The organism is Kribbella sp. NBC_01510, from assembly GCF_045040325.1.
In the GTDB taxonomy this organism is placed as follows: Bacteria; Actinomycetota; Actinomycetes; order Propionibacteriales; family Kribbellaceae; genus Kribbella.
This window is the reverse complement of the sequence record NZ_CP109418.1, coordinates 1,707,848-1,731,468: the sequence shown is the minus strand read 5'-3', so window position 1 is coordinate 1,731,468 and position 23,621 is coordinate 1,707,848. Positions and strand designations below refer to the sequence as shown.

The window sequence follows — 23,621 nt, the reverse complement described above, 5'->3', positions numbered from 1 at the left end:
GGCCCCGGCATAGCTACGGGAAGGCAGAAACGATGGTGAGGTTCGACGAGGTCGGCGTACGGCCGGAGCCGGGGGACAACGTCGCGATCGCCTCCCGCCGGCTCGAGGCCGGCACCGAGATCGAGCTCGGGGGTACGACGGTCACGCTGCCACACACCGTGCTCGAAGGACACCGCTTCGTGATCGACCAGGTGGGTCCTGGTGAGGCGCTCACGTCCTGGAACACGCCGTTCGCCCGCGCCTCCCGCGACCTTCGCCCCGGCGACTACGTCTGTACGCCGACCAGCCTGGCCGCGGTCACCGCCCGCGGAGTCGAGGGCCTTCCGGCCGAACCGTCCGCCACCAACGAGCCGCTCGACCCGTACGAGCTCGACGAGTCAGCGCTGAACTTCGGCCAGCAGGTGACCAGCGTCGAGCAACCCGGCACCTTCCTCGGCTACCCCCGCGAGCAGGGCGCGGCCGGCACCCGCAACCACGTCGTCCTGATGGCGACCAGCTCCCGCAGCAGCGGCTTCGTCACCGAGCTCTCCCGGCGCTTCGACGGCGCGGCCGCGGGCGACGGCGTCGTACCGGTTGCGCACACCGAGGGCGGCGAGGACGAGGTCCCGAACAACCTGCACTTCCTGCTCGCCACTCTGGTCGGCTTCACGCTGAACCCGAACGTCGGCGCCGTCCTGATCGTCGACACCGAGGACGACGTGGTCTCCGGCCAGGCGATCAAGGACTTCATGGCCGAGCACGACTACCCGGCGATCAAGGTGCCGCACGCATTCTTCACCCGCCGGGCCGGCTTCGAGCACGACCTCACCGAAGCCGGTGCACTCGTCGAGCCGTGGCTGCCGATTGTCGACCATCAGACGCGCACCGAGGTCCCGCTCGCGGATCTGAAGATCGCCCTGCAGTGCGGTGGCTCCGACGCGTTCTCGGGCATCTCTGCCAACCCGCTCGCCGGTCTGGTCGGTGCGGAGGTGATCAAACACGGCGGCAGCGCCGTACTCGCGGAGACCGACGAACTGATCGGCGCGGAGCCGTACGTACTGAAGAACGTCCGCGACCTCGCCACCGCGCGGCGGTTCCTCGCCACGATCCGCTCGTTCAAGGAACGGGTCGGCTGGCACGGCCACACCGCCGAGGGCAACCCCTCCGGCGGCAATGTCTATCGCGGTCTCTACAACATCGTGCTGAAGTCGATCGGCGCCGCCCGCAAGCTGCCGCGCGAGGTGCGGCTGGACCACGTGATCGAGTACGGCGAACCGCTGCCCGGCAACGGCTACATCTTCATGGACAGCCCCGGCAACGACCTCGAGTCCGTGGCCGGCCAGATCGGCAGCGGCTGCAACCTGATCTTCTTCACCACCGGGAACGGCTCGATCACCAACTTCCCGTTCGTACCGACCGTCAAGTTCGTCACGACCAGCGCCCGGTACGAGCGTCTGCACGCCGAGATGGATGTGGACGCGGGCCGGTACCTGACCGGTACGCCGATGGCGGACCTGACCGCGGAGACGTTCGACCTGACCGCCCGGGTCGCGTCCGGCGAACCGAGCGCGGGGGAGCGGGCCGGCCACAGCCAGGTGTCGATCTGGCGGAACTGGAAGCAGAGCGGTCCGCGCGAAGGCGTCTCGATCAGCACCGACGGCCGGATGAGCCGCCAGTTGGCCGACCTCCCGGCCGAGGATCGTGACGCGCCCCTCGATGGCCTCCCCTTGGCTGGGCTTCGCTCCGATGCACGCACGGCGGCACGCCTGCTGCAGGTCGACGACCGTCTCGTGCCCGAGGCTGTCGGGCTGATCCTGCCGACCAGCCTGTGCTCCGGCCAGATCGCACTGCGGCTCGCAGCCCAAGCGGAGGTAGAGAAGTGGGCCGGTGACGCGGTCACGCGAATGGTCGCGCTCCCGCACACCGAGGGGTGTGGCAGCAGCGGCGGCGCGTCCGAGGAGACGTTCGCCCGCATCATGGTCGGCTACCTCCTGCATCCGAACACGCGGATGGCTCTCCTTCTGGAGCACGGCTGCGAGAAGACCCACAACGACTACTTCCGCTCGCGTCTGGTCGAGGCCGGCAAGGACCCGTCCCGCTTCGGCTGGGCCAGCATCCAGGCCGACGGCGGTCTCGATGCCGTCGGCATCAAGGTGAAGGACTGGTTCAACAGTTTCGACTTGGACAAGCCGGTCGAGCAGCGCGGCAACCTGGGCGCACTCACGGTCGGCCTGGACGCGCGCGGCCCGTTGACGGACACGACTGCGGAGGCGCTGGCGCTGATCGGCCGCGAGATCGTCGGCTCCGGCGGTTCCGTCGTACTGTCGTCGCGCGGTGCCCTGCTCGGGCACGCCGGCTTCCGCGCGGCCGCGTTCGGCTCGGCGGATGAAGTGGGGCCGACGATCGCGCACGGGCAGCGGCTCGCGCAGCCGGGCTGGCACGTGATGCGGATGCCCGGCACCGACTGGATGGAGACCGCGACCGGCTTCGGCGCGAGTGGTGTCCAGCAGATCCTCGCGCATGTTGCCGGCGGCACCTTGTCCGCGCAGCGGTTCGTGCCGGTCGTCGAGATCAGCAACGATCCGGAGACGGTCGCGACGTTCGGCGACGACCTCGACGCGGTCGCCACCGGTGACGCGGCCGACCAGGCCCGGATCGGCCTGGACACGATCGCGATGGTGGCGAGCCGGCAGCTCGTCCCCAAGGCAGTTGCCTCCGGCAACGTCGGCTTCCAGATCACCCGTGGCCTGCTCGGCACCTCGATGTAACTGTGCACTCTGAATGAAGGGTCTCTCCATGCATTTGGTCCGTTACCAGTCCCCGGCCGGCCGGCCGGTGGTCGGCGTACGCACCGGCGACACCGTGGCTCCGCTCGAAGGCGTCAACAGCGTCGCGGAGCTGCTGCGACTCCGGCTGGACGAGTTGCAGACGGCGGTCGGCAAGGTCGGGGAGGCGGTCCCGGTCGACGGCGTGAAGTTCCTGCCGCCGCTGGACGGACGGGGCGAGGTGTGGTGCTCCGGCGTCACGTACGAGCGGTCGCGTGGCGCTCGGATGGAGGAGAGCACCGAGCAGTCCGTGTACGACAAGGTCTACACGGCTGACCGGCCCGAGCTGTTCCAGAAGGCGCCGGCCTGGCGGGTGGTGACCGACGGCGAGCCCGTCGGGATCCGGGTCGACTCCGGTCACGACGTACCCGAGCCGGAGCTCGCGGTCGTCGCGAACAGCCACGGTCAGATCGTCGGGTTCACGGTCTGCAACGACATGAGCTCGCGGTCGATCGAGGGCGTGAACCCGCTGTACGTGCCGCAAGCCAAGCTGTTCGCCGGTGGATGCGCGCTGGCGACCGGGATCCGCCCGGCGTGGGAGGTCGCCAACCCGAAGGACCTCGAGATCGGCGTGGTGATCGAGCGAGCGGGCGACGAGGTGTTCGCGGAGACGACGTCGACCGCGAAGCTGGTGCGTGAGCTGCAGGACCTGATCGACGTGCTGTTCCTGCCGAACGACTTCCCGGACGGCGTGATCCTGGCGACCGGCACCGGGATCGTGCCCGAGCTGGACTTCGCGCTGGCCGAGGGCGACATCATCACGATCACGATCGCCGAGGTCGGCACGCTGACGAATACGGTGGCCGTCGGCCGGGAACCGTTCACGTTCCTGGCGACAGACAACTTGGAGGAGAAGCGATGACCCAGGACACCACCCCCGCCGAGCTGGAGCAGGCGCTGGTCGCGGCGACAGCGGCCGCACCGGCGCTGGGCGCGGCCGAGCCCGCGGTCCGGGCCGGGTGGATCCGCGCTGTCGCCGACGCGCTCGACGCGGCCGCGGACGAGCTGGTGCCGATCGCGATGCGGGAGTCCTCGCTGCCCGAGGCACGGCTGCGGGGCGAGGTCGCGCGCAGCACCGGTCAGCTGCGGATGTTCGCCGACGTTCTCGAAGAGGGTTCGCTGCTCGAGGTCGTCATCGACACCGCGGACGCGCAGGCGAAGCCGGTGCCGCGTCCGGACCTGCGGCGGGTGCTGGTGCCGCTCGGGCCGGTGCTGGTGTTTGCCGCCAGCAACTTTCCGTTCGCGTTCAGCGTCTGCGGCGGGGACACCGCATCCGCACTGGCTGCGGGGTGCCCGGTGATCGTCAAGGCACACCCGGGCCACCCCGAGCTGTCCGCGCGTACCGCCGAGGTGATGATCTCGGCGTTGCGGGCCGCAGACGCGCCGGATGGTTCGCTCGGGCTGATCCAGGGCTTCGACGTCGGCGTCACCGCGCTGAAGGACCCGCGGATCACCGCGGCCGGGTTCACCGGCTCGGTGCCGGCCGGGAAGGCGCTGCACGAGATTGCGGTCACCCGGCCGGAGCCGATTCCGTTCTACGGCGAGCTCGGCAGCCTGAACCCGGTGTTCGTCACCCGGACGGCGATCGATGCCCGGGGCAAGGACATTGCGACCGGGTACGTCGGTTCGTTCACGCTCGGCGTGGGTCAGTTCTGCACGAAGCCCGGTCTGCTCTTCCTGCCGTCCGGTCATGGGCTCCAGGAGCAGCTGACCGAGGCGACCGGTGGGGTAGCCGAGGCGCCGATGCTGAACGACCGGATCCACGACGGATTCAGCTCCGGGCTCGACCGCCTGCAGAAGGTCGACGGCATCCGGGTCTGGGCCTCTGGCGGTGCGACTCTGCTGCAGACCACGGTCGCGGAGCTGCTGGCTCGGCGGGACGAGATCCTGGAAGAGTGTTTCGGCCCCGTCTCGATCGTCGTGGAGTACGACGGGGTCGAGGAGTTGAAGGCGGCTGTCGAGGCCTTCGAGGGGAATCTGACCGCGACGCTCCACGCTGAGGACGCGGACGCCGAGTTGGCGCGTGAGCTGCTGCCGTTGCTGACGGCCCGCGCCGGCCGCGTGCTCTGGAACGGCTGGCCGACCGGGGTCGCGGTGTCGTGGGCGCAGCATCACGGCGGTCCGTTCCCGTCGACCGTCGGCTCGATCCACACCAGCGTCGGGGTGACCGCGGCCCGCCGGTTCCAGCGGCCTGTCGCGTACCAAGACGCTCCCGATGCGGTGCTGCCCGACGTACTGAAGGACTCGAACCCGGCCGGCATCAGCCGCCGGCTGAACGGGACCGTAACCACAGCTGAGGTGACTCGATGAGCGATCTTCCCCCGACCAACGACCCGGGTGACGCCGACCTTCCGGCCGACGTCGCCGGAGAGCCGACCTCTGAGAAGACCGGGACGACCGGTGAACCGGGGCGGCCCGATGCGCCGATCGGGCGGCGGAGTTTCGATCACTGGTTCGGTGAGAAGGACCGCAACGGGTTCATCCACCGGTCCTGGATGCGGGCGCAGGGCTTCTCCGAGGAGGTGTTCGACGGCCGCCCGGTGATCGGCATCTGCAACACCTGGTCCGAGCTCACGCCGTGCAACGCGCATCTGCGCCGGCTCGCGGACTCGGTCAAGCGCGGCGTCTGGCAGGCTGGTGGATTCCCGCTGGAGTTCCCGGTGATGTCGCTCGGCGAGACGATGCTCCGGCCGACCGCGATGCTGTTCCGCAACCTGCTCAGCATGGACGTCGAGGAGTCGCTGCGCGGCAACCCGATCGACGGCGCCATCCTGCTGACCGGCTGCGACAAGACCACGCCGGGCTCGATCATGGGCGCCGCCAGCGTCGACCTCCCCACCCTGGTGGTCACCGGCGGTCCCATGTTGAACGGCAAATTCCGCGGCTGCGACATCGGTTCCGGTACGGCGGTCTGGCGGTTCACGCAGGACCGCAACGCCGGCCGGATGTCGGAGGCGGACTACGCGGCGGCCGAGTCCGGCATGTCCCGCAGCAGCGGCCACTGCATGACCATGGGCACGGCGTCGACGATGGCCTGCATGGCCGAGGCGCTCGGGCTCCAACTGACCGGGTCCGCGGCGATCCCGGCCGTCGACTCGCGGCGGTACTCGATCGCCCAGCAGGCCGGTCAGCGGATCGTGAAGATGGTCGAGGAGGACCTCAAACCCAGCGACATCCTGACGCGCGACGCCTTCGCGAACGCGGTCCGGGCGAACGCGGCGATCGGCGGCTCGACGAACGCCGTCATTCACCTGCTCGCGATCGCCGGCCGGGTCGGCGTCGACCTGACGCTGGACGACATGGACGAGTGGGCCCGCGGGGTGCCGTGGCTGGTCGACCTGCAGCCGTCGGGCAAGTACCTGATGGAGGACTTCTACTACGCCGGCGGCCTGCCCGCGGTGATGAAGGAGATCCTGCCGCTGCTCAAGGCCGACGCGATCACCGTGACCGGGAAGACCATGGGCGAGAACGTCGCCACCGCGGAGCGGACCGACTGGAGTGGTCAGGAGGGTCAGCCCGCGACCGCCGTCATCCGGCCGGTCGGCAACCCACTGGGCAGTGGTGCGGGAACCGCCGTACTGAAGGGGAATCTGGCGCCGGATGGTGCCGTGATCAAGCAGTCGGCGGCGTCCGAGCGGCTGCTGCAGCACCGCGGCAAGGCACTGGTGTTCAGCAGCATCGAGGAGTACGACAAGGCGGTCGACGATCCGGAGCTCGACGTCGACGAGGACACTGTGCTCGTGCTGCAGAACTCCGGTCCGCGCGGCTACCCGGGCATGCCGGAGGTCGGGAACATGACGATCCCGCGCAAGCTCGCCGAGATCGGCGTCGACGACATGGTGCGGATCTCGGACGCGCGGATGAGCGGTACGGCGTACGGCACCGTCGTACTGCATGTCACGCCGGAAGCGGCTGTCGGTGGGCCGTTGGCGCTGGTGCGGACGGGTGACTGGATCGAGCTCGACGTACCGGCTCGGCGGTTGCATCTGGATGTGTCCGAGGAGGAGTTGGAGAAGCGACGTGCCGACTGGCAGCCGCCGGTGCCACCGACGGATCGCGGCTGGGCCCGGCTGTACGTCGACCACGTCACGCAGGCGAACCAGGGCTGCGACCTCGACTTCCTGATCGGCCGCACCGGCTCCGCCGTAGCGAGACAGAGCCACTGATGACGTCCGCACAACCGCCGAGCGAAGCAAGGCGTTCGTGGGGGCCGTTCGAGGCCATCCGTGGGTTGCGGCCGGCGGGTGTGCTCCCGCCGGTGACGCCGATCCGGCGGCTGATCTCGGATCTGCCGACCTCGCCGGACCCTTACGCCGCCGCGCAGGAGGCCCTGGACCCGCTGCGGGATCGGATCCTGCCCGGCGCGCGGATCGCGGTGACCGCGGGCAGCCGGGGGATCCACGATCTCGTGCCGGTGGTGAAGGCGGCGGTGGACTGGCTGACCGCGGTCGGCGCTGCGCCGTTCGTCGTACCGGCGATGGGCTCGCACGGCGGTGCGACCGCGGACGGTCAGCTCGAGATGCTCGCCGGCCTCGGGATCACCCCGGAGTCGGTCGGTTGCCCGGTCGAGGCGACGATGGAGACCGTTGTCGTCGGCACCCTTCCCGACGGTACGCCGGTGCACCACGACGCGCTGGCCGCGAAGGCGGACGGCGTCCTCCTGGTCAACCGCGTCAAGCCGCACACCGACTTCCGCGGACCGATCGAGAGTGGCGTGGCGAAGGTCCTCGCCATCGGGCTCGGCAACCACAAAGGCGCTGCCGCCCTGCATGCCGGCGGAATCCCGTCGCTGGGTGGCGCGATCGAGGCCGCTGCCCGGATGGTCGTTGCGCAGGGCAAGATCCTGGGTGGGCTCGCGATCCTGGAGAACGCGCTGGAACGGACCGCCGCGGTGGAGTTCGTCGAGCCCGACGGCATTGCCGGCCCGGCCGAGAACGCCTTGCTGCAAAGGGCCGGCAGCCTGCTCGGCCGATTGCCGTTCGACGAGCTGGACGTCCTGGTCGTCGACGAGATGGGCAAGGACAAGTCCGGTGCCGGGATGGACACGAACGTGATCGGCCGGTGCTGGGTGCACGGGATCCCTGAGTTCGACTCGCCGTCGATCGCGGCGATCAGTGTGCACTCGCTGTCGCCGGCGTCGCACGGGAACGCGTCCGGTCTCGGTCTGGCCGACGTCATCCCGGCCCGAATGCTGGAGCAGATCGACCTGCAGGTGAGTTACGTGAATGCGCTGACCTCTGGTGCCGGCGGAGCGCGGCGGTCCCGGTTGCCGATGGTGATGGAGGACGACGAGGCCGCCGTACTCGCCGCGGTGACGATGTGCGGCCGGCGGGACTGGTCCGAGCTCCGGCTGGCCCGGATCAAGGACACCCTTTCCCCGAACGAGTTGATGGTGACGCCGGCCCTGCTGACCGAGTCGGCCGAGCGTTTCGACCTGGAGATCACCGGTACGGCGCGGGACCTGACGTCGGCCGGGCGGCTTGGACCCTGGAGTGACAGATGAACCTTCGCGAAGCGCGCGCCCTGCTGGCCGATCGTGGTTTCCGCCCGGGGGAGACGTCCACGCGGACGTTCCCGGACGGATCGCCGTACAAGGTGGAGATCCCCTCCTGTGAAGGGCCGCGGGTGATGACCGCGGTGCTGGAGGAGGCGAAGACCCGCGGGATCACGATCGACCGGGTGTCGCAGGGCAGTGGTGTGATGATGCTGACCGACGCCGAGATCGAGGAGATGCTGTCGCTCGGCGCGTCGGCCGGGGTCGAGGTCTGCCTGTTCCTCGGGCCGCGTGGTGCGTGGGACATCGGTGGGCAGGCCAAGGTGTCGGCCGCGGTCGGTGGTGTTGCGCGAGGCAACGAGATGGTTGCCGCGTCGCTGTGTGACGCCTACCGCGCGGTGGAGCTCGGCGTCCGGAGTCTGCTGGTGGGAGACATCGGCGTCCTGGAGATCCTGGGCGCGTTGAAGGTGGAAGGTGAGCTGCCGGCCGATCTGGTGCTGAAGACGTCGGTGCTGATGCCGTTGCCGAACGCACCGACTGCTCGGCTGTACGAGCGGTTGGGCGCGACCAGCCTCAACGTGTCGACGGACCTGCCGGTGCCGGTGCTGGCGGAGATCCGGTCCGTGACGACCGTACCGATCGACATGTACATCGAGGTGCCGGACGACCAGGGCGGGCACGTCCGGTTCTACGACGTACCGGAGATCGTCCGGGTCGCGGCGCCGGTGTATCTGAAGATGGGTCTGCGCAACGCGCCGAACATCTACCCGGTCGGTGCGCACCTTTCCGGTACGGCGGAAGCCCTCGGGCGCGAGCGGGTCCGCCGGGCGGAGTTGATCCTGCGGCTGCTGGCCGAACAGGATGAGGGATGAATGATCCGCTGGTAGCTCGGCTCCGGTCGGCGCTCGGTGACGCGGCGGTCGTCGACGATCCCGACGTACTGGACAGTCATCGCAACGATCACGCGACCTTCTGCACTGCCGGGGTGCCGCGCCTGCTGGCCCGTCCCTCGTCGACCGCTGAGGTGGTCGAGGTTCTGCGGGCGGCTGGGTCGTTCGACGTTCCGGTGGTGACCCAGGGAGCTCGGACCGGGCTGTCCGGGGCGGCCAACGCGATCGACGGATGTTTGTTGCTGTCCACCGCTCGAATGAACCGGATCTTGGAGATCTCGGTCGAGGATCAAGTGGCGGTCGTCCAGCCAGGCGTCGTGAATGCCGATCTGTCCCGGGCTGTGCTGGCGCAGGACTTGTTCTACCCGCCGGATCCGTCGTCGTGGGAAATGTCCACGGTGGGTGGCAACATCGCGACCAACGCCGGTGGGCTGTGTTGTGTGAAGTACGGCGTGACGGCAGATTTCGTGCGCGGACTGGAGGTGGTGCTGGCGTCGGGCGACGTCGTCCGCACCGGCCGGCGGTCGGCGAAGGGCGTCGCGGGCTACGACCTCACGCGGTTGATCGTCGGATCCGAGGGCACATTGGGCGTGGTCACCGAGGCGACGCTCGCGCTGCGTCCTGCGCCGGAGGCTGCGCTGACCGCGGCTGCCACCTTCCTGTCCATCGAGGACGGGATCGCCGCCGCGGCTGCCGTCATGGCGTCCGGCCTGCGTCCCTCCCTGCTCGAGTTCATCGACGGTCCGACCGCGCGTGCCATTCAGGACTACCGCGACATGGGGCTGCCGGCGGACGTCGGATCGTTGCTGATCGCGCAGTCGGATCGTGGCCCTCGTGCGGCCGAGGACGTTGCCCGGATCGCGGCGATCTGTTCTGCGCATGGCGCCGTCGAGGTCGCCGAGGCATCCGACGCCGAGGAGTCGCGGATGCTGCTCGAGGCGCGCCGGCTGGTGAACTCCGCTCTCGAGCCGCTCGGAGTGACGCTGATCGACGACGTCGCCGTACCGCGGTCGAAGCTGGTCGCGTTGCTGCGCGGGATCGCGGAGATCGGCACGAAGTACGACGTACTGATTTGTTGCCCTGGGCATGTGGGTGACGGCAACATGCACCCGACCGTCGTCTTCGAACGCGACGATCCGGCGGCTGAAGCTCGCGCGCTGGAGGCCTTCGGCGCGGTGATGGAGCTCGGGCTGGCGCTGGGCGGGACGATCACCGGCGAGCACGGCATCGGCACGTTGAAGGCCAGCTGGCTGGAGACAGAGCTCGGTCCGGTGAGTCTGGAGTTGCACCGGCGGATCAAGCAGGCCTTCGATCCGGAGAACCTGCTCAATCCCGGCAAAGTCCTCGTGTGATGCGGGTCGACGTCGAGCCGTCGGACAGCCTGGATGCCCTGCGCCGCAAGGCCTCGATGGTGCGGCCGTCGCCACGGCAGGTCGCGTGGCAGCGGCAGGAGCTGACCGCGTTCGTGCACTTCGGGCCGAACACGTTCACCGATCTGGAGTGGGGGACCGGTGTCGATGATCCGGCCGTCTTCGACCCCTCGGCGCTCGACTGCTCGCAATGGGTGCGGACGCTGGTGTCGGCGGGCTTCAAGAGTGTGATCCTGACGGCCAAACACCACGACGGCTTCTGCCTGTGGCCGAGCCGGTACCTTCCACATACTGTTGCCGCGAGCCCGTATCGCGGTGACGTCGTGGCCGCGTTGGCCTCGGCGTGTCGGGAGCAAGGGCTCGGGCTGGGCTTCTACTTGTCGCCGGCCGATCTGTACCAGGAGAAGGCCGACGGGGGGTACTACGGCAACGGCAGCCCGGTCGTGTCGTCGGAGATCCCTTCGCTGGTCGTCGACGAGTCGCTGCCACGGTTCCGGTACGACGTGGACGACTACAACCGGTTCTACCTCAACCAGTTGTACGAACTGCTGACGCAGTACGGGCCGATCGCCGAGGTCTGGCTGGACGGCGCCAACCCGACGAGCACGGCGCAGGCCTACGCGTATGAGGCGTGGTTCGATCTGATCCGGCGGCTCGCGCCCGACGCGACCATCGCGGTCGGCGGGCCGGACGTGCGCTGGGTCGGCAACGAGGACGGATTCGCCCGTGAGACCGAGTGGAGCGTCGTACCCTTCGCCGGTCAGCGGATGGTCGCCGAGCAGACCGCGTCCGACGTGGCCGGCCCTCCGTTACTGCGGAAGGCCGACGAGCTGCGGTGGTATCCGGCCGAGGTCGACGTCTCGATCCGGCCGGGCTGGTTTTACCACGCTGCTGAGGATTCGGCCGTGAAGTCGTTGCCGGAACTCCTGGACATCTATCGCAAATCGGTTGGCCGCAACGCAGTACTGCTTCTGAACATGCCGCCCGACCGCCGCGGGCTGTTCGCCCCACCGGACGTTGCCCGACTGGCCGAATTCGGCGCGGCGGTCCGCGAGTACTACGAGACCGATGTGTCGTTGCCGGCAACCGTGAACGTGATCGACCTCCGCGAGGACATCTCACGCGGCCAACAGGTCGAGTCCTTCGCCGTCGATGCTTTGCTTGCCGGCGAGTGGACGCAGGTCGCCGCCGGTACGACGATCGGCCACCGGCGACTGCTCCCACTCGACGAGCCGCTGCCGGTGAGCGCCGTACGCCTGCGCATCCTGTCATCGCGGGCCGAAGCGACCGCGGCGCTGTCCCTTCACTACGACCCGACCATCTGACGGTCCCCCTGCCTGGAGTCGAACCAGGGACCCGGCCTTCGGAGGGCCGAGCGTGCATCCGTCACCAGAGGGTCAGGTACGCCGCCACCTGGTGCGGCGTACCTTTCGCGGTGTTACTCCTCGACTGAGACGACGCGGGTCCAGTCGGAGCAGTCGGCTTCACACCAGACGTGATCGCCCGCGTGGGCGATCCGATCACGCTGCACATGCCCACAGGCAAGCCGCACCCGGCGCAACGCGTGACCCTGCTTCACTGGAGCACCGGTCCTACCGCCGGGCACTCGCTTTCGATTCCTGAGGTCGGCCATGGCCGGTCCTCCTCTCTTTCCTGTTGCTATCGGTTGCCCAGGGCTCCTTTGCCCTGGCGCGTGCAGGAGGCAGGATTCGAACCTGCTCAGTCGAGACAACGGGTTTACAGCCCGCCCCACCTCTCCCACGGTGGCGCTCCTGCTCATCGCTTGGGGAGGTAGCGACCACGGTCGCGCAGTACTCCTGGTACTCGTCCCCGAACGTCTCGGCGAGCCTTCGTTCCTCACACAGAACGTCGCGATGCACAGCGGCCTCGGGGATCCGGGGGGTCCGTAAGACAGCGGTCAACTCTGGGTTCGTGTGGCTTCCTCTAGTGCGTTGACGAAGGCGTCCGGTTGTTCGATATGGCGGATGTGTCCGGCGTCGTCGATCACGTTCGGATCCCGTTGACCTCGATCCGCCCTCGCGGGCCGGCGGTTCAGGCCAGGCGGACCAGGGAACCGCCGGCGGTGATGCCGATCGAGGTCTGTACGCCGGCCACGGTCAGGTCGACGACGTACGTCGTACCGGACCAGCGGGTGCGATACGTGACCGAACCGGTTGCCGGCACCGGGGCGATGAACGACAGGATCGACGCCGTCGTCCCGGACCGCGCGAACATCAGTGTGGGCGCTGCCAGCCGCGTGGTGATGTTCGGATAGGTCCAGCCCTGGATCGGGTTGGTCTGCGCCTGCTTGAGCAGGATCGCCCCGGGTGGCAGCGGCTGCCGGTAAGGCACCTGGAACAGGATCGTCCGGGTGGTGTCGCCCGGCCGCATCGCCAGTGCGGTCGTCCGCGAGTACACCGTCGCCTTCTGATCCGACGGCAGATGCCACAGCGTCTGGAACTGTTGTGCCTTCTTGGCCGACGCCCGGTCGAGCGTGACGACCAGATCCGGACTCCTGAGCACCAGCGTGGCCCGGACGCGGCTGATCCCGGTCCCGGGGACGTCTGAGAACTCGTAGAAGTCCGACGTCGGGTTCAGTGCGTACCGCGTCAGCTTGGTGGCCGGAAGCAGGTCAGCCGACAGCGGCGTCGTCATCGAGCTCTGCGCGAACGGACTCTTCGCCCACGTGCGCCAGACGTCGTTCTGGTAGCCGGCGTGTCCGCCGTCGATCACGATGTCGCGTCCGCGAGCGGTGTACGTGAGCGACGTGTGGTCGCTGTGCCCGTGCAGCTGTCGCGCCGGCCCGTACCTGATGCTGTACGACGACTGGTCCGCGAACGTAGCGTTCGTGCCCCAACCGGAGCGGCCGAAGACGTAGCCCGCGGAGTACACCCCGACGCGCTGCGTGGGTGCGATCCCGGATGCGCCCTGGGACCCGGCGTACTCGAGTGGTGTCCCGGCGATAGGCGCCGTACGCACGACCTCGGAGTCGCCGATCTGATGGAGATTGCCCAGCGAGTTCGTCGCCAGGGCAAGCCAGTCCGCCATCAGGGCGCGTCGCGTGGTGATCGTCGTACCGGGGTCGGCGCCGCACGCGCGCAGTACGTCGACCGCACGGCCCCAGAGGGAGTAGTTGAACTGTGCGTACGCGGTCGACTGCTCGTTGGTCGATCCTTGCGCGTCGATCGAGGTGGTGATGGCGGCAGCGAGACGATTCTGGGCGAGCGTCTTGTAGTCCGCGCGATCGAGTGTGCAGCCGACGCCGAACAGGGCGATGCTCTCGTCGGTGCCGTGATTCCACGCACCGCTCCAGTTGTTGACCAGGAACGTGGCGTGGTCGAGCAGGGCGCTGTCGAGCCAGGAGTACTGCGCCGGGAGCGTGGTGACCTTCAAGCCGGCCAGGACCGCTTGCCGGGTACAGATGATCACGTTGGTGCGGTGCATCGTCGACTCCCAGGCGCCGACGTCCGCCTTCCAGGAGTACGGATTGTCGAGCACCCAGTCGTGCACGATCGTCGTCACATGCGCCAGGGCGTTCGTGTCACCCTGGCCGGCCGCGGTGATTCCCTGCCCCAGCCAGCGCAGTGAGTGGAACCACATGTACCAGCTCGGATTGTTGTAGGGGTTGAGTTTCCAGTTGATGTTGCCGCTGCCGTTGCCGACCTTGTACGGCTTGAACCCGCCCCAGGCATAGACGTCCTGCAGGACGGACGACAACGGTGTCGCATCGTCGACGGTGCTGAACCCGGGGCACGTGTACGTGCCGGCAGCTGCCACCCCCGCCGTCGACTTGGCGTCGCGCCGCGTCGTGATGTCCTTCGCCGGCGCGGCGGTCGCCGCGATCACATTTGTTGCCCCCGGCACGAACTGCGCCCCCGGTGGCTCCGGCAGATCCGCCGCGACCGCGATCCCCGGCCCCGCCGCCACCGCTCCCGCGGCGGCTGTCCCGCCAGCACCAGCCGCGCACGCGACCAGCAGCCCAAGCACCAGAATCCACCGAACCATGTACGTTCCCCACCACTAATCCGCGGCCCCCCCAGGCGGCGGTGACAACCCCGTCACCCGCACGATGGTCAGTTCGCAGGAAAAGTTGCGGGCAGCCCCGACAACCTCGAAGCGTGCCTACGCCCTACCTCTCGGTATCAGCGGCGAGAGCAAGCTTCGACCTTGACAGCCGGCCCACGTCTCCCACGGTGGGCCGGCGGCCCTGGGAAGGTCTCGCGGGAGCCGACTGTGCGGCGTAATGTCAATTCATGGTGCCGTTCGGCCGGAAGACTCCGGTCCAGCTGACCGTGGAGCCGTCGACGGTCACCGCCGGCGAGGAGATCATTTGCCGCGTTGACGTCGGGGAGATCGACGCCAAGGTTCAAGGTGGCCAGGTCGAGCTCTGCTATATGAACACCTACTCTCAGCGCCCTGACAGCGACGGGGACAGCACGGCCACCGCGGCGGTGATGGTCCAGACGGTCCCACTGTTCGCCGGTCCCCCGGAACCCGGCCAGCGGGTCTTCCGCTTGCGCCTCCCCAAGGACGCACCCCCGAGCGTCGAAGACACCGTCGAGTGGCAGGTCTGGGCCACCGTGGACCGGCGTCGAGGCCTCGACACCTGGGAGGACGTGCCCCTGGTCGTCCAAGCCGCCCCCGGCGTGCTGGCACACCGCATGCAGACTCCGACGGAGTCTTCGACCGAGATACCGATGACCGTCGAGCTCGCGACACGAGAGCTTCGGCCCGGTGGCATTCTGGCCGGCACCGTGACCGCGAACCCGGCTGTCGAAGGGGTCACGCGGGGCTTGCGTGTGCAACTGGTCAGCGAGCGCCACGAGCAGGACGGCATCGTCAAGCGCGACGTCGAGGCCGTCGCGACGCTTACCGGTGAAGCTGATCTGCGGCCGGGCGTATCGATCTTTTCCCCCTTCCAGATCGCTGGCCCTGCGGACCCCGCCCCGTGCTGGGAAGCGGAGTACAACTCACAGCACTGGTACCTGGAGGTCGTCGCCGACCTGCCCTTCATGCGGGACGAGGTCACTCGCATCGAACTGTTGGTAACTCAGGGACGGAGAGTGCAGGACGTCAATGAGCCACCACGTCGCTAGTCTCGGCCGCACAACCAGCGACGATTCCAGCCTCCGCCGAGCAGTGACACTCACCAGCCCTGCAGAACTGACCTTCGTCTACTGCACCCTGCGCACCCCGCACCGGATTCGAACCGGCGGCCTTCCGGCTGAGAACCGGACGTCCTGCCACTAGACCAACGGGGCCTGCAGGGACGGCCAGTTCGATCCAGCCGTCCCCAGCGGTGAGAGCGAGATTCGAACTCGCGGGCCGGCGAACCGACCGACGGTTTAGCAAACCGCTGCCCCTGCCTTCAGGCGGATCTCACCAGACCGTGCATAAGAACAGGAGGTAGTCCCCGATTGCTCGCGCCCAGCCGCCCACCGACGCCTGCTGACCGGGCCAACCACCCACTACTTCCTGTCCTTCTTGCACGCTCTCCTGCTCTTGGTCGGCGCCGCCCGCCGTCTCCCCTGACGACGGCGGGCGGCGCATCTTGTGGATAACTTCCAGGCCACTGGGCCTCGCACTTGTACGCTTAGTGCAGAGGAAGAGGCGCACGACGGGCAGGCGCACGCCGGACACTCGCAGCCGGGCAGCCACACCCCACCGGGCAGACGCAGCCGGACAACTCCAGCCGATTCAGCCCTTGACGCAGATGAGCTGCTTGAGGTGGGCGACGACCTCGACCAGGTCGGACTGGGCGGCGATGACGGACTCGATGTCCTTGTAGGCCGCGGGGATCTCGTCGATCACCCCGGCGTCCTTGCGGGACTCGACGCCCGCGGTCTGCGCAACCAGGTCGTCGACCGTGTACCGGCGCTTCGCCTCGTTGCGGCTCATCCGCCGGCCTGCCCCGTGTGAGGCCGAGTAGAAGGACCGCGCCGAGCCGAGCCCACGGACGACGTACGACCCGGTGCCCATCGACCCCGGGATCAGCCCGAGGTCTCCGAGCCCGGCCCGGATCGCGCCCTTGCGGGTGACGAGCAGGTCGAGCCCGTCGATGTGCTCCTCGGCCACGTAGTTGTGATGGCACGAGATCGGCTGCTCGAACCGCACTTCCTGCGGGAACGACTCCCGCACCGCCTGCATCACGAGCGCCAGCATCACCGCGCGGTTCCGCGATGCGTACTCCTGCGCCCACGTGAGGTCCCGCCGGTACGCGTCCATCTGCGGCGTACCGGACAGGAACACCGCGAGATTGCGGTCCGGCAGATCCGCGTTGTGCGGCAGGTCCCGGGCGATGCGCATGTGCCGCTCGGCGAGTTCCTTGCCGATGTTGCGGCTGCCCGAGTGCAGCATCAGCCAGACCCGGTCCTCGTCGTCGAGGCAGACCTCGATGAAGTGGTTGCCACCACCAAGAGAACCCATCTGCTGCTTGGCCTTCCGCTCCCGGTCCTGCACCCCGTCGTGCAGGCTGGTGAACCCACCCCACAGCCGATCCCACGGCCGCGGGTCGAGCCCGAGCCGACGGACCCCGACCGGCTCCACATGCGCCCGGAAACCGACCGGTACGGCGGCCTCGATCCGCGACCGGATCGCCGCCAGGTCGTCCGGCAGGTCCGCGGCCGTCAGCGAGGTCAGGACGCCTTCCATCCCGCACCCGATGTCGACCCCGACCGCGGCCGGCGATACCGCCTGCTTCATCGCGATCACGGACCCAACGGTCGCGCCCTTGCCGAGGTGCACGTCCGGCATCACCCGGACCCCGTGCACCCACGGCAGCGCCGCGATGTTCCGCAGCTGCTGCAGCGCCTGAGCCCCGACCTCGTGCTCGGGCGCCCACATGAGCGTAGAGCTCTTGGCCCCACTCAGCTCCACCGGAAACTCCACGTTCATCTCCCCACTCTCCTCGATGGTTGACATGCGGCGGAAGCAGGTCTCGAACCTGCACGCCCGCTGAGGGCTGACCGTTTTCGAAACGGCTGCCGTTAGGCCGAAGCTCGGCTTATTCCGCCTGGGACAGCTGCCAGGGCAGGGGTCGAACCTGCGGGGCCTCGGGTCAGAACCGAGGGTGGTCACCGTCGCCCACCTGGCATCGCACTCCGCCGCGACGCCGGATGGGTGTCGCGTCAGAGCGCTAACTCGGCACGGGAAGGGATCCATGGCTGCCACAACAGCGACATCCCGGCCTCTTCCGGCGTGCGCGAGCCCTTCTTCTCGTTGCACGCTGCGTGCGCGGCGACGGCGTTCAGCCACTCGCCGCGTCCGCCACGTGAGCGCGGGACGACGTGGTCCATGGTGGTCGCTCCCGGCTTGCCGCAGTACGCGCAGATGTACTTGTCCCGCTTCAGTACGCCGACTCGCGTGTACTGCAGCCGCCCCGACGCGTACCGCCACTTCGTCACCACGTACCGGACCAGGCGCAGCACTCGAGGAAGAGGGAACGGTCCGATGCTGGCGCCGTCATGCGCTTCCTCGACGACGGCGACCTCCCGGACGAGCATCCGGATGGCGTGCGGGATCGACACGACATGGAGCTGCTCGTACGAGGCGTTCAGCACGATCACACCGCTCATGTGGTTCCTCCTCCCTTCCAGTGTGCCCGACCGCGCGCCGTCAGGTCGGTGATCTCGGTGTCGGTCAGTCGGTGCGGCCCCAGGGATTCGAACCCTGAACCTCCTGGTCCTAAGCCAGGCGCCTCTCCCAGTTGGGCCAGAGCCGCAGGTACTGCGTTTGTGACGTACGGCGACCGCCCGCCCGGGCCCGGCCGTCGTGCGGATCGGGTACGACGCTCTCCGTCGTACGCAGCGGATCGTCGTGGTGAGGGTGTCCGGCGGGGCTCGAACCCGCTTCCTCCGGGTCCACGTCCCGGCGCATCGCCCACTTCCGCTTCGGACACAGCACGCCCGGCAGGACTCGAACCTGCACCCTCCTGCTTCGTAGGCAGGCGCTCTCTCCGATTGAGCCACGGGCGTCCAGTGCCCTGCGCCGGATGTGGTGCGGAGTTCCGTCGCAGGGCACGTCTGTGGCGCCCGCTCGGCCGGTAGCAAGCATCCTGCGGGCGCCTGGTCCAGCTGGAGGGACTCGAACCCCCGACGTCCTCATCCCAAATGAGGTGGCCTAGCCGCTGGCCGACAGCTGGTGACGTCCCCAGGGCGTTGCGGCCCCGGGGACGGTTGCCCGGGTCGCGCCCGGGCGTCTTCCCCGGCGCACGGGCGGCGCCGCAGGGAAGGTCTCCTGGACCGGTCCGCGGCCCTGGAGAAAATGCGATGAATGTCCAGTTGTCAATTGTTCGTGCCGGTATTCGTGAATACCGGAAAAGCATCGGTGGAAGGAATCGAACCCTCATGACGCGGGTTTGGAATCCGGTCCGCAACCATTGCGCACCGACGTGGGGTGAAACGGGCAAAGAAAAAGGAGCCGCCTGCTGCCGGACACCCGGCTCAGACGACTCCTGGGAAAATCTCCCGCTCGGAGATCACCCAGGTGGGCCGCCCGTACGCGGGCTCAGCTCGCTGCCGAGCTGGTGGTAGAAGGCGTCTTCGCGCACGGATCGCAGGCATGCCGACAAAACCATGGGGCCAGGCCGCCATGCCTTTCTCGGGTTCCGCGTGCCGTACACGATGTCTCCTCGATGTAGTAGTCGTTGCGGAATTAGTCTCACGCATCCCACACAGCCAAGTCAACGCATTTCCCGCATCAATTGTTCCCGAACCTATTAACTGCCCTCTCCGACGTACATCGCCCCCCTCAGGTTCCCCACCCACCCCGAGGCTCGGCCCTCACTTCCGCGCCCATTCCGACCTGCCGGCCCCGCAAGCTCTGCGCCTCACCTCGACGCCCAGACCCCTCGAGTTCTGCGCCCCTCACCTTGGCTCCGGGCCCCTCAAGTTCAGCGCCCCGCCGCTCCGATTCCGTCCGCCAACCCGGCTCCCGGGCCCCTCCACGGACCGCGACCACTCAGCTACGATCGCGACAGATCCGGCCGGGCGGGGTATCCGATTCGGAATCACCCCCACCCTCCCGCTACACTCTTGCCTCGGCGTCCGCGCCACCCGCCGCCTTAGCTCAGTCGGCAGAGCGTCTCACTCGTAATGAGAAGGTCGTCGGTTCGATTCCGACAGGCGGCTCCACCCGAACCCCCAGGTCATCCCTGAAGGAGCGGGGCCGGTCAAGAGGTGCTTGTGACCGTGCTTTCTGCTTCTCCGCTTGGGTTGGAGGCGCCGAGGTAAGGCGTCGGGGTCAGGGCTCAGGCGTGCCCCGACCGCGCGTGAGGCCTGCCTCACCCGTTCGGCGGACATCGTCTGTGATCGGTCAGGAGACCGCGCCGTCGGTCGTGCCCTGATCAGGAAACGAGTCGTGCGTGGGTGCCGCGGTGGGTTCCTGCCGGCAACGCATCTGCTGCGAAGTCACAAGACGCCCCTTCTTGGCGTGAGGAGCAGCGCGAGCGCGACCGCCGCAATCGTGTATCCGGCGAGGACGAGGCCACCCGCGGATGCGGACAGCAGCTTCCCGTCGAGGTTGATCGAGGGGCCGAGCTGCAACAGCGCATAGGTTGCGTCTCCGGGCATCCACCTTCCGACCGCCGGGAACGACGCGGCCAACTGACTCGACTCGGCCCAGTGCGCCACCATCTCGGCGTCGGTCACGACCGCCCGGCTCGACTGTCCCGCAAAACGGTCGTTTCGGAACAGACGGAGCCCGGATCCGCTGTTCGATGAATCTGGGCATGCGTGGTGTGCGCACGATTTGCTCTGCAAAGTCACCACCGCGTGCGGATCTTGGTGGGTGGCCTCCGCCGCCTGATTCGATCTCAGCCCTGCCGGGTCATCCGGACCTCGAACTCGGGCTCGTAGTTGACGCTGCTGTCCGGATCGACTGCCATCTTCAGGTCGCCTCCGGACAGGTGCGTGAAGACCACGGTCCACGGGTTGCAGTCCCGGTTTACGGGGGCGAAGCGCATCGTCAGCCGGGAGTCGGTGGCGTCGCTGACGGTCAGCGGGCCGCCGTAGCACGATGAGGCGCCGCTCGCCAACTCGCCCTTTTGCAGCTCCTTGCCGAGCGTGGCAGTGAACTGCGCTCCGTCGGGGCCGTTGCTGCCGTGCCACTGGCCGTCGAACGACGCCGGGATCGTCTTACCGTGGGCGGCCTCATCGAGTACCCGCCAGGTGACCACACCACCCACGAGCAACGCAGCGACCGCTAGTGCGGCCACGATCACCCGTCCTCGGATCGTCCCCGGCCTCCAACGCCTCCGAGACGTCGTCGGTGTGGTGGGTCCCGGCTGGCGAGCCGGCGTCATTGCCGTCAGCGGGCGTCGGATCGGGCCAGTCGCGCCGGCCGCGGCGGCCGGTCCCATCGGTGGCGCCAGGTCGGCTGCGTCCGACGGAGCGGTGTAGGGTGACCCGCCGAGGACGGCCGCCGCCGCGGCCCCGACGGTGCGACTGTCGTCGTCGGCCAAGGTCTCGAGGGCCTGTCGGGCAGCCAGCACCAGACCTTGGTGGCGGCCGGACAGCAGCCGGGCCAGCTCGTCCACCGCACCGGCCCGGACGCCGGCGAGCGGGCTCTCGATGGATTGCTGGAGATCCGGCGGCAGCGCGGCCGGTTTGGTGACCGGCGTGTTGCGCCGAGCGATCACCAGGTCACCCTGGACGCCGAAGGTCCACTTGCCGGGCGTCTGGTGCGGGGTCACCTCGCGAACCGCGTCGTAGACGTAGTCGTACAGCTCGTCCAGGTCTACATACCCGTCCTGGTCACGGTCTGCCTCCCCAGTGCTGAGACCACGGACCATCGCGGTCGTGAACACCGAGGGAGCCGGATCGCCGGACTCGGTGAGCTCACCACCCTCGAAGGCGTATTCGACGGCGCCTGACGCCGTGATCACCGCTCGCCCGCGGCCACCGAAGCGCTCCTCCAGGTCCATCACCTTGGTGGCGCGCGCCCGCATCCCGCGATCGAAGGCGCCGGCGTAGCAGCAGTCGAGGAACAACACGATGCGGTGCGACCGGCTCTGAGTCATCCGGCGGTTTACGAAGTCGGCGGCGACCGCGGTCGCACCCAGCAGGCGGAGCCGAGTGTTCGCCATCGCGAAGTACAGTTCGCCGTCCTGGTCCTTGATGCCATGGCAGGAGAACTGCAACAGTAGGAGGTCGTCTGGAGAGCGGTCGGTAAGGAACTCCTCGACGGCCTCATTGACCAGGTGGGCCGGCTCGTTCAGCAGCGTCCGGACCTCGAAGCCGCCGATCTCCGGGTCGCTCAACACCGCCGCCAGGGCGCCGGCGTCCGCGGCCGGAGCCCGCAGTTCGCTGAGCCCCGGATCCTGGTACTCGTTGCTCGCCACAATCAACGCGCTGCGGCTGCCGCGAGCCGACTCCAACCAGGCGCCACCAGCCATGGTCACAGTGTGCCGTCGGGCCGACCGGTTGGGAAGGCGCCCAGGCGCCAGCACGAGCATGTCGCCCGGGCGCAGGTAGCCAGCCAGGCGATGAGCTCGGGCCGGCCTCGCGGCCGGACTGCTTGTCGGCGAACACCTTGCTGCGCCGGGTCTCGGTCAGCGTCCGCGGCTGCCGGTGTGGCCGCGTGGGCCTGCGCAGGACCTTGATCGCGGCACTGCCGCGGACGACGCCATCGTCCTTGGCCGATTCGCTGCCTGTTCCGGGCTGCAGTGAATCGACCCGCCGGTTAGCTCCACGGCGACCTGGTCGAGGTCCACCCAATCCACGACGCGCGAGCCAGCGCCTGACGCAAAGGTCGCCCGAGGCGTCGCGACTGGCTGTAGCGACGCCGCCGGGTGGTGTCGGCAACGATCAGCACCCGGGCGCCCACCGCACCGAACCGGGCGCATGCCTGCCACGCCGATCACTCGACCGGCTGGCCGCGCAGCACGACCTGGCGCACTGCTCGCAGCCCGGTCACGTCCCGGGCCAGGTCACCGGCGACCACGATCAGGTCCGCGTCGTAGCCACGTGCTAGTCGTCCCTTGCGCTCGCCCAGCCCGCACACCTGTGCCGCGGTGCTGGTCGACGCAGCCAGTGAGTCGACGACACCGGCCACCGCGGCGAGTTCCACGACCGACTCGGCGTACAGCCCGTGGGCCTTGTTCGGCCCGATCCCGGCGTCGGCGCCGCCGACCAGCCGAACCCCTGCCTCGTGCATCTGCCGGACCAGATTCTGGCGCTTCTCGACCAGCTCCTCAGGGGTGACACCGGCCTCGCGCATCCGCTGCTTCAGCGCCACCGGCGCGCGGCGCAGCGCCTCGACGGTGAACCCTCCGATAGTCGGGCACACGGCCATCCCACTGTCCGCGAGCGCCCGGAGCTGCGCTTCGGAGGCAGCGATGTCGCGGAGCGCGGCCAGTCCCGGCGCGGCGGAGTCCCCGGACCGTGTGAGAAAGCCGGCGTGCTCGAGCCCGTCGGTGCCGACCGCGACCGCCTGGTCGATCGCCAGGGCCGCGTGCGCGTGAGCGGTCACCGCCAGCCCGGCTCGGTGGGCCGTGTCCACGAGCAGCCGTAGCTCGTCGAGGGCGAACTGGGGCGCATAGATGTCGGTGTCGGGTGTGTTGATGCCCCCGCTGGCCATCACCTTGACCACGTCGACTCGCCGCTCGACCCGCTGCCGGACCGCGGCGTGCAGGTCGTCGGCCCCGGCCGCCTCTCCGCCGAGGTACCAGCAGTGGCCGTGTGGTGTCGTGACTGGCGGGCCCGAGGCCACGATCCACGGCAGCCCGTCGTCGCGGGCGCGCTGTGCGTCGCGCCGGTCGACGACGTTGAAGTTCCTGTCGCCCAGGTCGCGCACCATGGTCACCCCGGCGGCCAGGTGCCGGCGCAGCGCCTCGGTCACGACGGCCTCGATCTCTTCGTTGCTGTAACCGGCCACCCGGTCCAGCGCCATCGGCCCGCTGTCGGCAACCAGGTGTACGTGAGTGTCGATCAGGCCAGGCAGCACTGTCGCGTCGCCGTGGTCGTACAGGGCGCAGTCGGCGGGGAGGTCGTACGTGGCGGCCTCGACCCCGAAGATGCGGCCGTCGTCGATCAGGACGGTGACGCCTCCCGCCACGAATCGCTCA

General features: G+C 68.8%; 15 protein-coding genes and 10 tRNA genes. 10 read left to right on the top strand and 15 right to left on the bottom strand.

The window, feature by feature from the left end; translation table 11 throughout:
- Positions 1-32 precede the first annotated feature (32 nt).
- The 8 genes from OG558_RS08575 to OG558_RS08540 are packed head-to-tail and all read left to right on the top strand — an operon-like array spanning position 33 to position 11,883.
- The gene (locus OG558_RS08575) at positions 33-2,747 is read left to right on the top strand and encodes a UxaA family hydrolase (RefSeq protein ID WP_405069720.1); all 2,715 of its coding nucleotides are present in this window, start codon (positions 33-35) and stop codon (positions 2,745-2,747) included.
- A 28-nt stretch (positions 2,748-2,775) separates the two neighbouring features.
- Positions 2,776-3,666 carry a fumarylacetoacetate hydrolase family protein gene (locus tag OG558_RS08570; RefSeq protein ID WP_405069719.1) on the top strand — a complete coding sequence of 297 codons (891 nt, stop codon included), beginning with the start codon at positions 2,776-2,778 and terminating at the stop codon, positions 3,664-3,666.
- Entirely contained in the window at positions 3,663-5,114 is a 1,452-nt protein-coding gene (locus OG558_RS08565) for an aldehyde dehydrogenase (NADP(+)) (protein WP_405069718.1), read from the top strand. Before OG558_RS08570 ends, OG558_RS08565 begins: the two co-directional genes overlap by 4 nt.
- Positions 5,111-6,970 (top strand): IlvD/Edd family dehydratase, encoded by a 1,860-nt coding sequence (locus OG558_RS08560; protein ID WP_405069717.1) that lies wholly within the window; start codon positions 5,111-5,113, stop codon positions 6,968-6,970. The genes OG558_RS08565 and OG558_RS08560 overlap by 4 nt, the downstream gene beginning before the upstream one ends.
- Positions 6,970-8,307, top strand: coding sequence for a DUF2088 domain-containing protein (locus tag OG558_RS08555; RefSeq protein WP_405069716.1), 1,338 nt, complete (start codon positions 6,970-6,972; stop codon positions 8,305-8,307). The genes OG558_RS08560 and OG558_RS08555 overlap by 1 nt, the downstream gene beginning before the upstream one ends.
- Positions 8,304-9,170 carry a U32 family peptidase gene (locus tag OG558_RS08550; RefSeq protein WP_329482625.1) on the top strand — a complete coding sequence of 289 codons (867 nt, stop codon included), beginning with the start codon at positions 8,304-8,306 and terminating at the stop codon, positions 9,168-9,170. The genes OG558_RS08555 and OG558_RS08550 overlap by 4 nt, the downstream gene beginning before the upstream one ends.
- Positions 9,167-10,540 carry an FAD-binding oxidoreductase gene (locus tag OG558_RS08545; protein ID WP_405069715.1) on the top strand — a complete coding sequence of 458 codons (1,374 nt, stop codon included), beginning with the start codon at positions 9,167-9,169 and terminating at the stop codon, positions 10,538-10,540. Before OG558_RS08550 ends, OG558_RS08545 begins: the two co-directional genes overlap by 4 nt.
- On the top strand, positions 10,540-11,883 hold the full coding sequence (locus OG558_RS08540; protein ID WP_405072130.1) for an alpha-L-fucosidase: 1,344 nt from the start codon (positions 10,540-10,542) through the stop codon (positions 11,881-11,883). Before OG558_RS08545 ends, OG558_RS08540 begins: the two co-directional genes overlap by 1 nt.
- A 369-nt stretch (positions 11,884-12,252) precedes the next feature.
- Here the strand turns inward: OG558_RS08540 and OG558_RS08535 are convergent.
- A tRNA-Tyr gene (locus OG558_RS08535) sits at positions 12,253-12,334 on the bottom strand.
- 276 nt (positions 12,335-12,610) lie between these two features.
- The gene (locus OG558_RS08530; protein ID WP_405069714.1) at positions 12,611-14,563 is read right to left on the bottom strand and encodes a heparinase II/III family protein; all 1,953 of its coding nucleotides are present in this window, start codon (positions 14,561-14,563) and stop codon (positions 12,611-12,613) included.
- A 248-nt stretch (positions 14,564-14,811) separates the two neighbouring features.
- Here OG558_RS08530 and OG558_RS08525 point away from each other — a divergent pair, with 248 nt between their 5' ends.
- Positions 14,812-15,654, top strand: coding sequence for a hypothetical protein (locus tag OG558_RS08525; protein ID WP_405069713.1), 843 nt, complete (start codon positions 14,812-14,814; stop codon positions 15,652-15,654).
- 93 nt (positions 15,655-15,747) lie between these two features.
- Here the strand turns inward: OG558_RS08525 and OG558_RS08520 are convergent.
- From OG558_RS08520 to OG558_RS08475, 10 genes are all read right to left on the bottom strand, one after another.
- A tRNA-Glu gene (locus tag OG558_RS08520) sits at positions 15,748-15,819 on the bottom strand.
- Between the two features lie 36 nt (positions 15,820-15,855).
- Positions 15,856-15,942, bottom strand: a tRNA-Ser gene (locus tag OG558_RS08515).
- 313 nt (positions 15,943-16,255) lie between these two features.
- The gene (locus OG558_RS08510; RefSeq protein ID WP_405069712.1) at positions 16,256-17,452 is read right to left on the bottom strand and encodes an RtcB family protein; all 1,197 of its coding nucleotides are present in this window, start codon (positions 17,450-17,452) and stop codon (positions 16,256-16,258) included.
- 28 nt (positions 17,453-17,480) lie between these two features.
- A tRNA-Ser gene (locus OG558_RS08505) sits at positions 17,481-17,571 on the bottom strand.
- A gap of 8 nt (positions 17,572-17,579) precedes the next feature.
- A tRNA-Gln gene (locus OG558_RS08500) sits at positions 17,580-17,651 on the bottom strand.
- A 34-nt stretch (positions 17,652-17,685) separates the two neighbouring features.
- Positions 17,686-18,132, bottom strand: a complete 447-nt coding sequence (locus OG558_RS08495) for an HNH endonuclease (protein WP_405069711.1) — start codon at positions 18,130-18,132, stop codon at positions 17,686-17,688.
- A gap of 72 nt (positions 18,133-18,204) precedes the next feature.
- A tRNA-Leu gene (locus tag OG558_RS08490) sits at positions 18,205-18,278 on the bottom strand.
- A 103-nt stretch (positions 18,279-18,381) separates the two neighbouring features.
- Positions 18,382-18,455, bottom strand: a tRNA-His gene (locus tag OG558_RS08485).
- Between the two features lie 2 nt (positions 18,456-18,457).
- Positions 18,458-18,531 (bottom strand) — tRNA-Arg (locus OG558_RS08480).
- A gap of 91 nt (positions 18,532-18,622) precedes the next feature.
- A tRNA-Pro gene (locus OG558_RS08475) sits at positions 18,623-18,698 on the bottom strand.
- 915 nt (positions 18,699-19,613) lie between these two features.
- On the opposite strand from OG558_RS08475, the gene OG558_RS08470 reads away from it, so the two are divergent.
- Positions 19,614-19,689, top strand: a tRNA-Thr gene (locus OG558_RS08470).
- A gap of 276 nt (positions 19,690-19,965) precedes the next feature.
- On the opposite strand, the gene OG558_RS08465 is transcribed toward OG558_RS08470, so the two are convergent.
- The 3 genes from OG558_RS08465 to OG558_RS08455 all read right to left on the bottom strand — a co-directional run bounded on the left by OG558_RS08465 (position 19,966) and on the right by OG558_RS08455 (position 23,611).
- Positions 19,966-20,205, bottom strand: a complete 240-nt coding sequence (locus OG558_RS08465) for a hypothetical protein (RefSeq protein WP_405069710.1) — start codon at positions 20,203-20,205, stop codon at positions 19,966-19,968.
- Between the two features lie 164 nt (positions 20,206-20,369).
- On the bottom strand, positions 20,370-21,950 hold the full coding sequence (locus OG558_RS08460) for a caspase domain-containing protein (protein ID WP_405069709.1): 1,581 nt from the start codon (positions 21,948-21,950) through the stop codon (positions 20,370-20,372).
- Between the two features lie 464 nt (positions 21,951-22,414).
- The gene (locus tag OG558_RS08455) at positions 22,415-23,611 is read right to left on the bottom strand and encodes an amidohydrolase family protein (protein WP_405069708.1); all 1,197 of its coding nucleotides are present in this window, start codon (positions 23,609-23,611) and stop codon (positions 22,415-22,417) included.
- Positions 23,612-23,621: the final 10 nt, after the last annotated feature.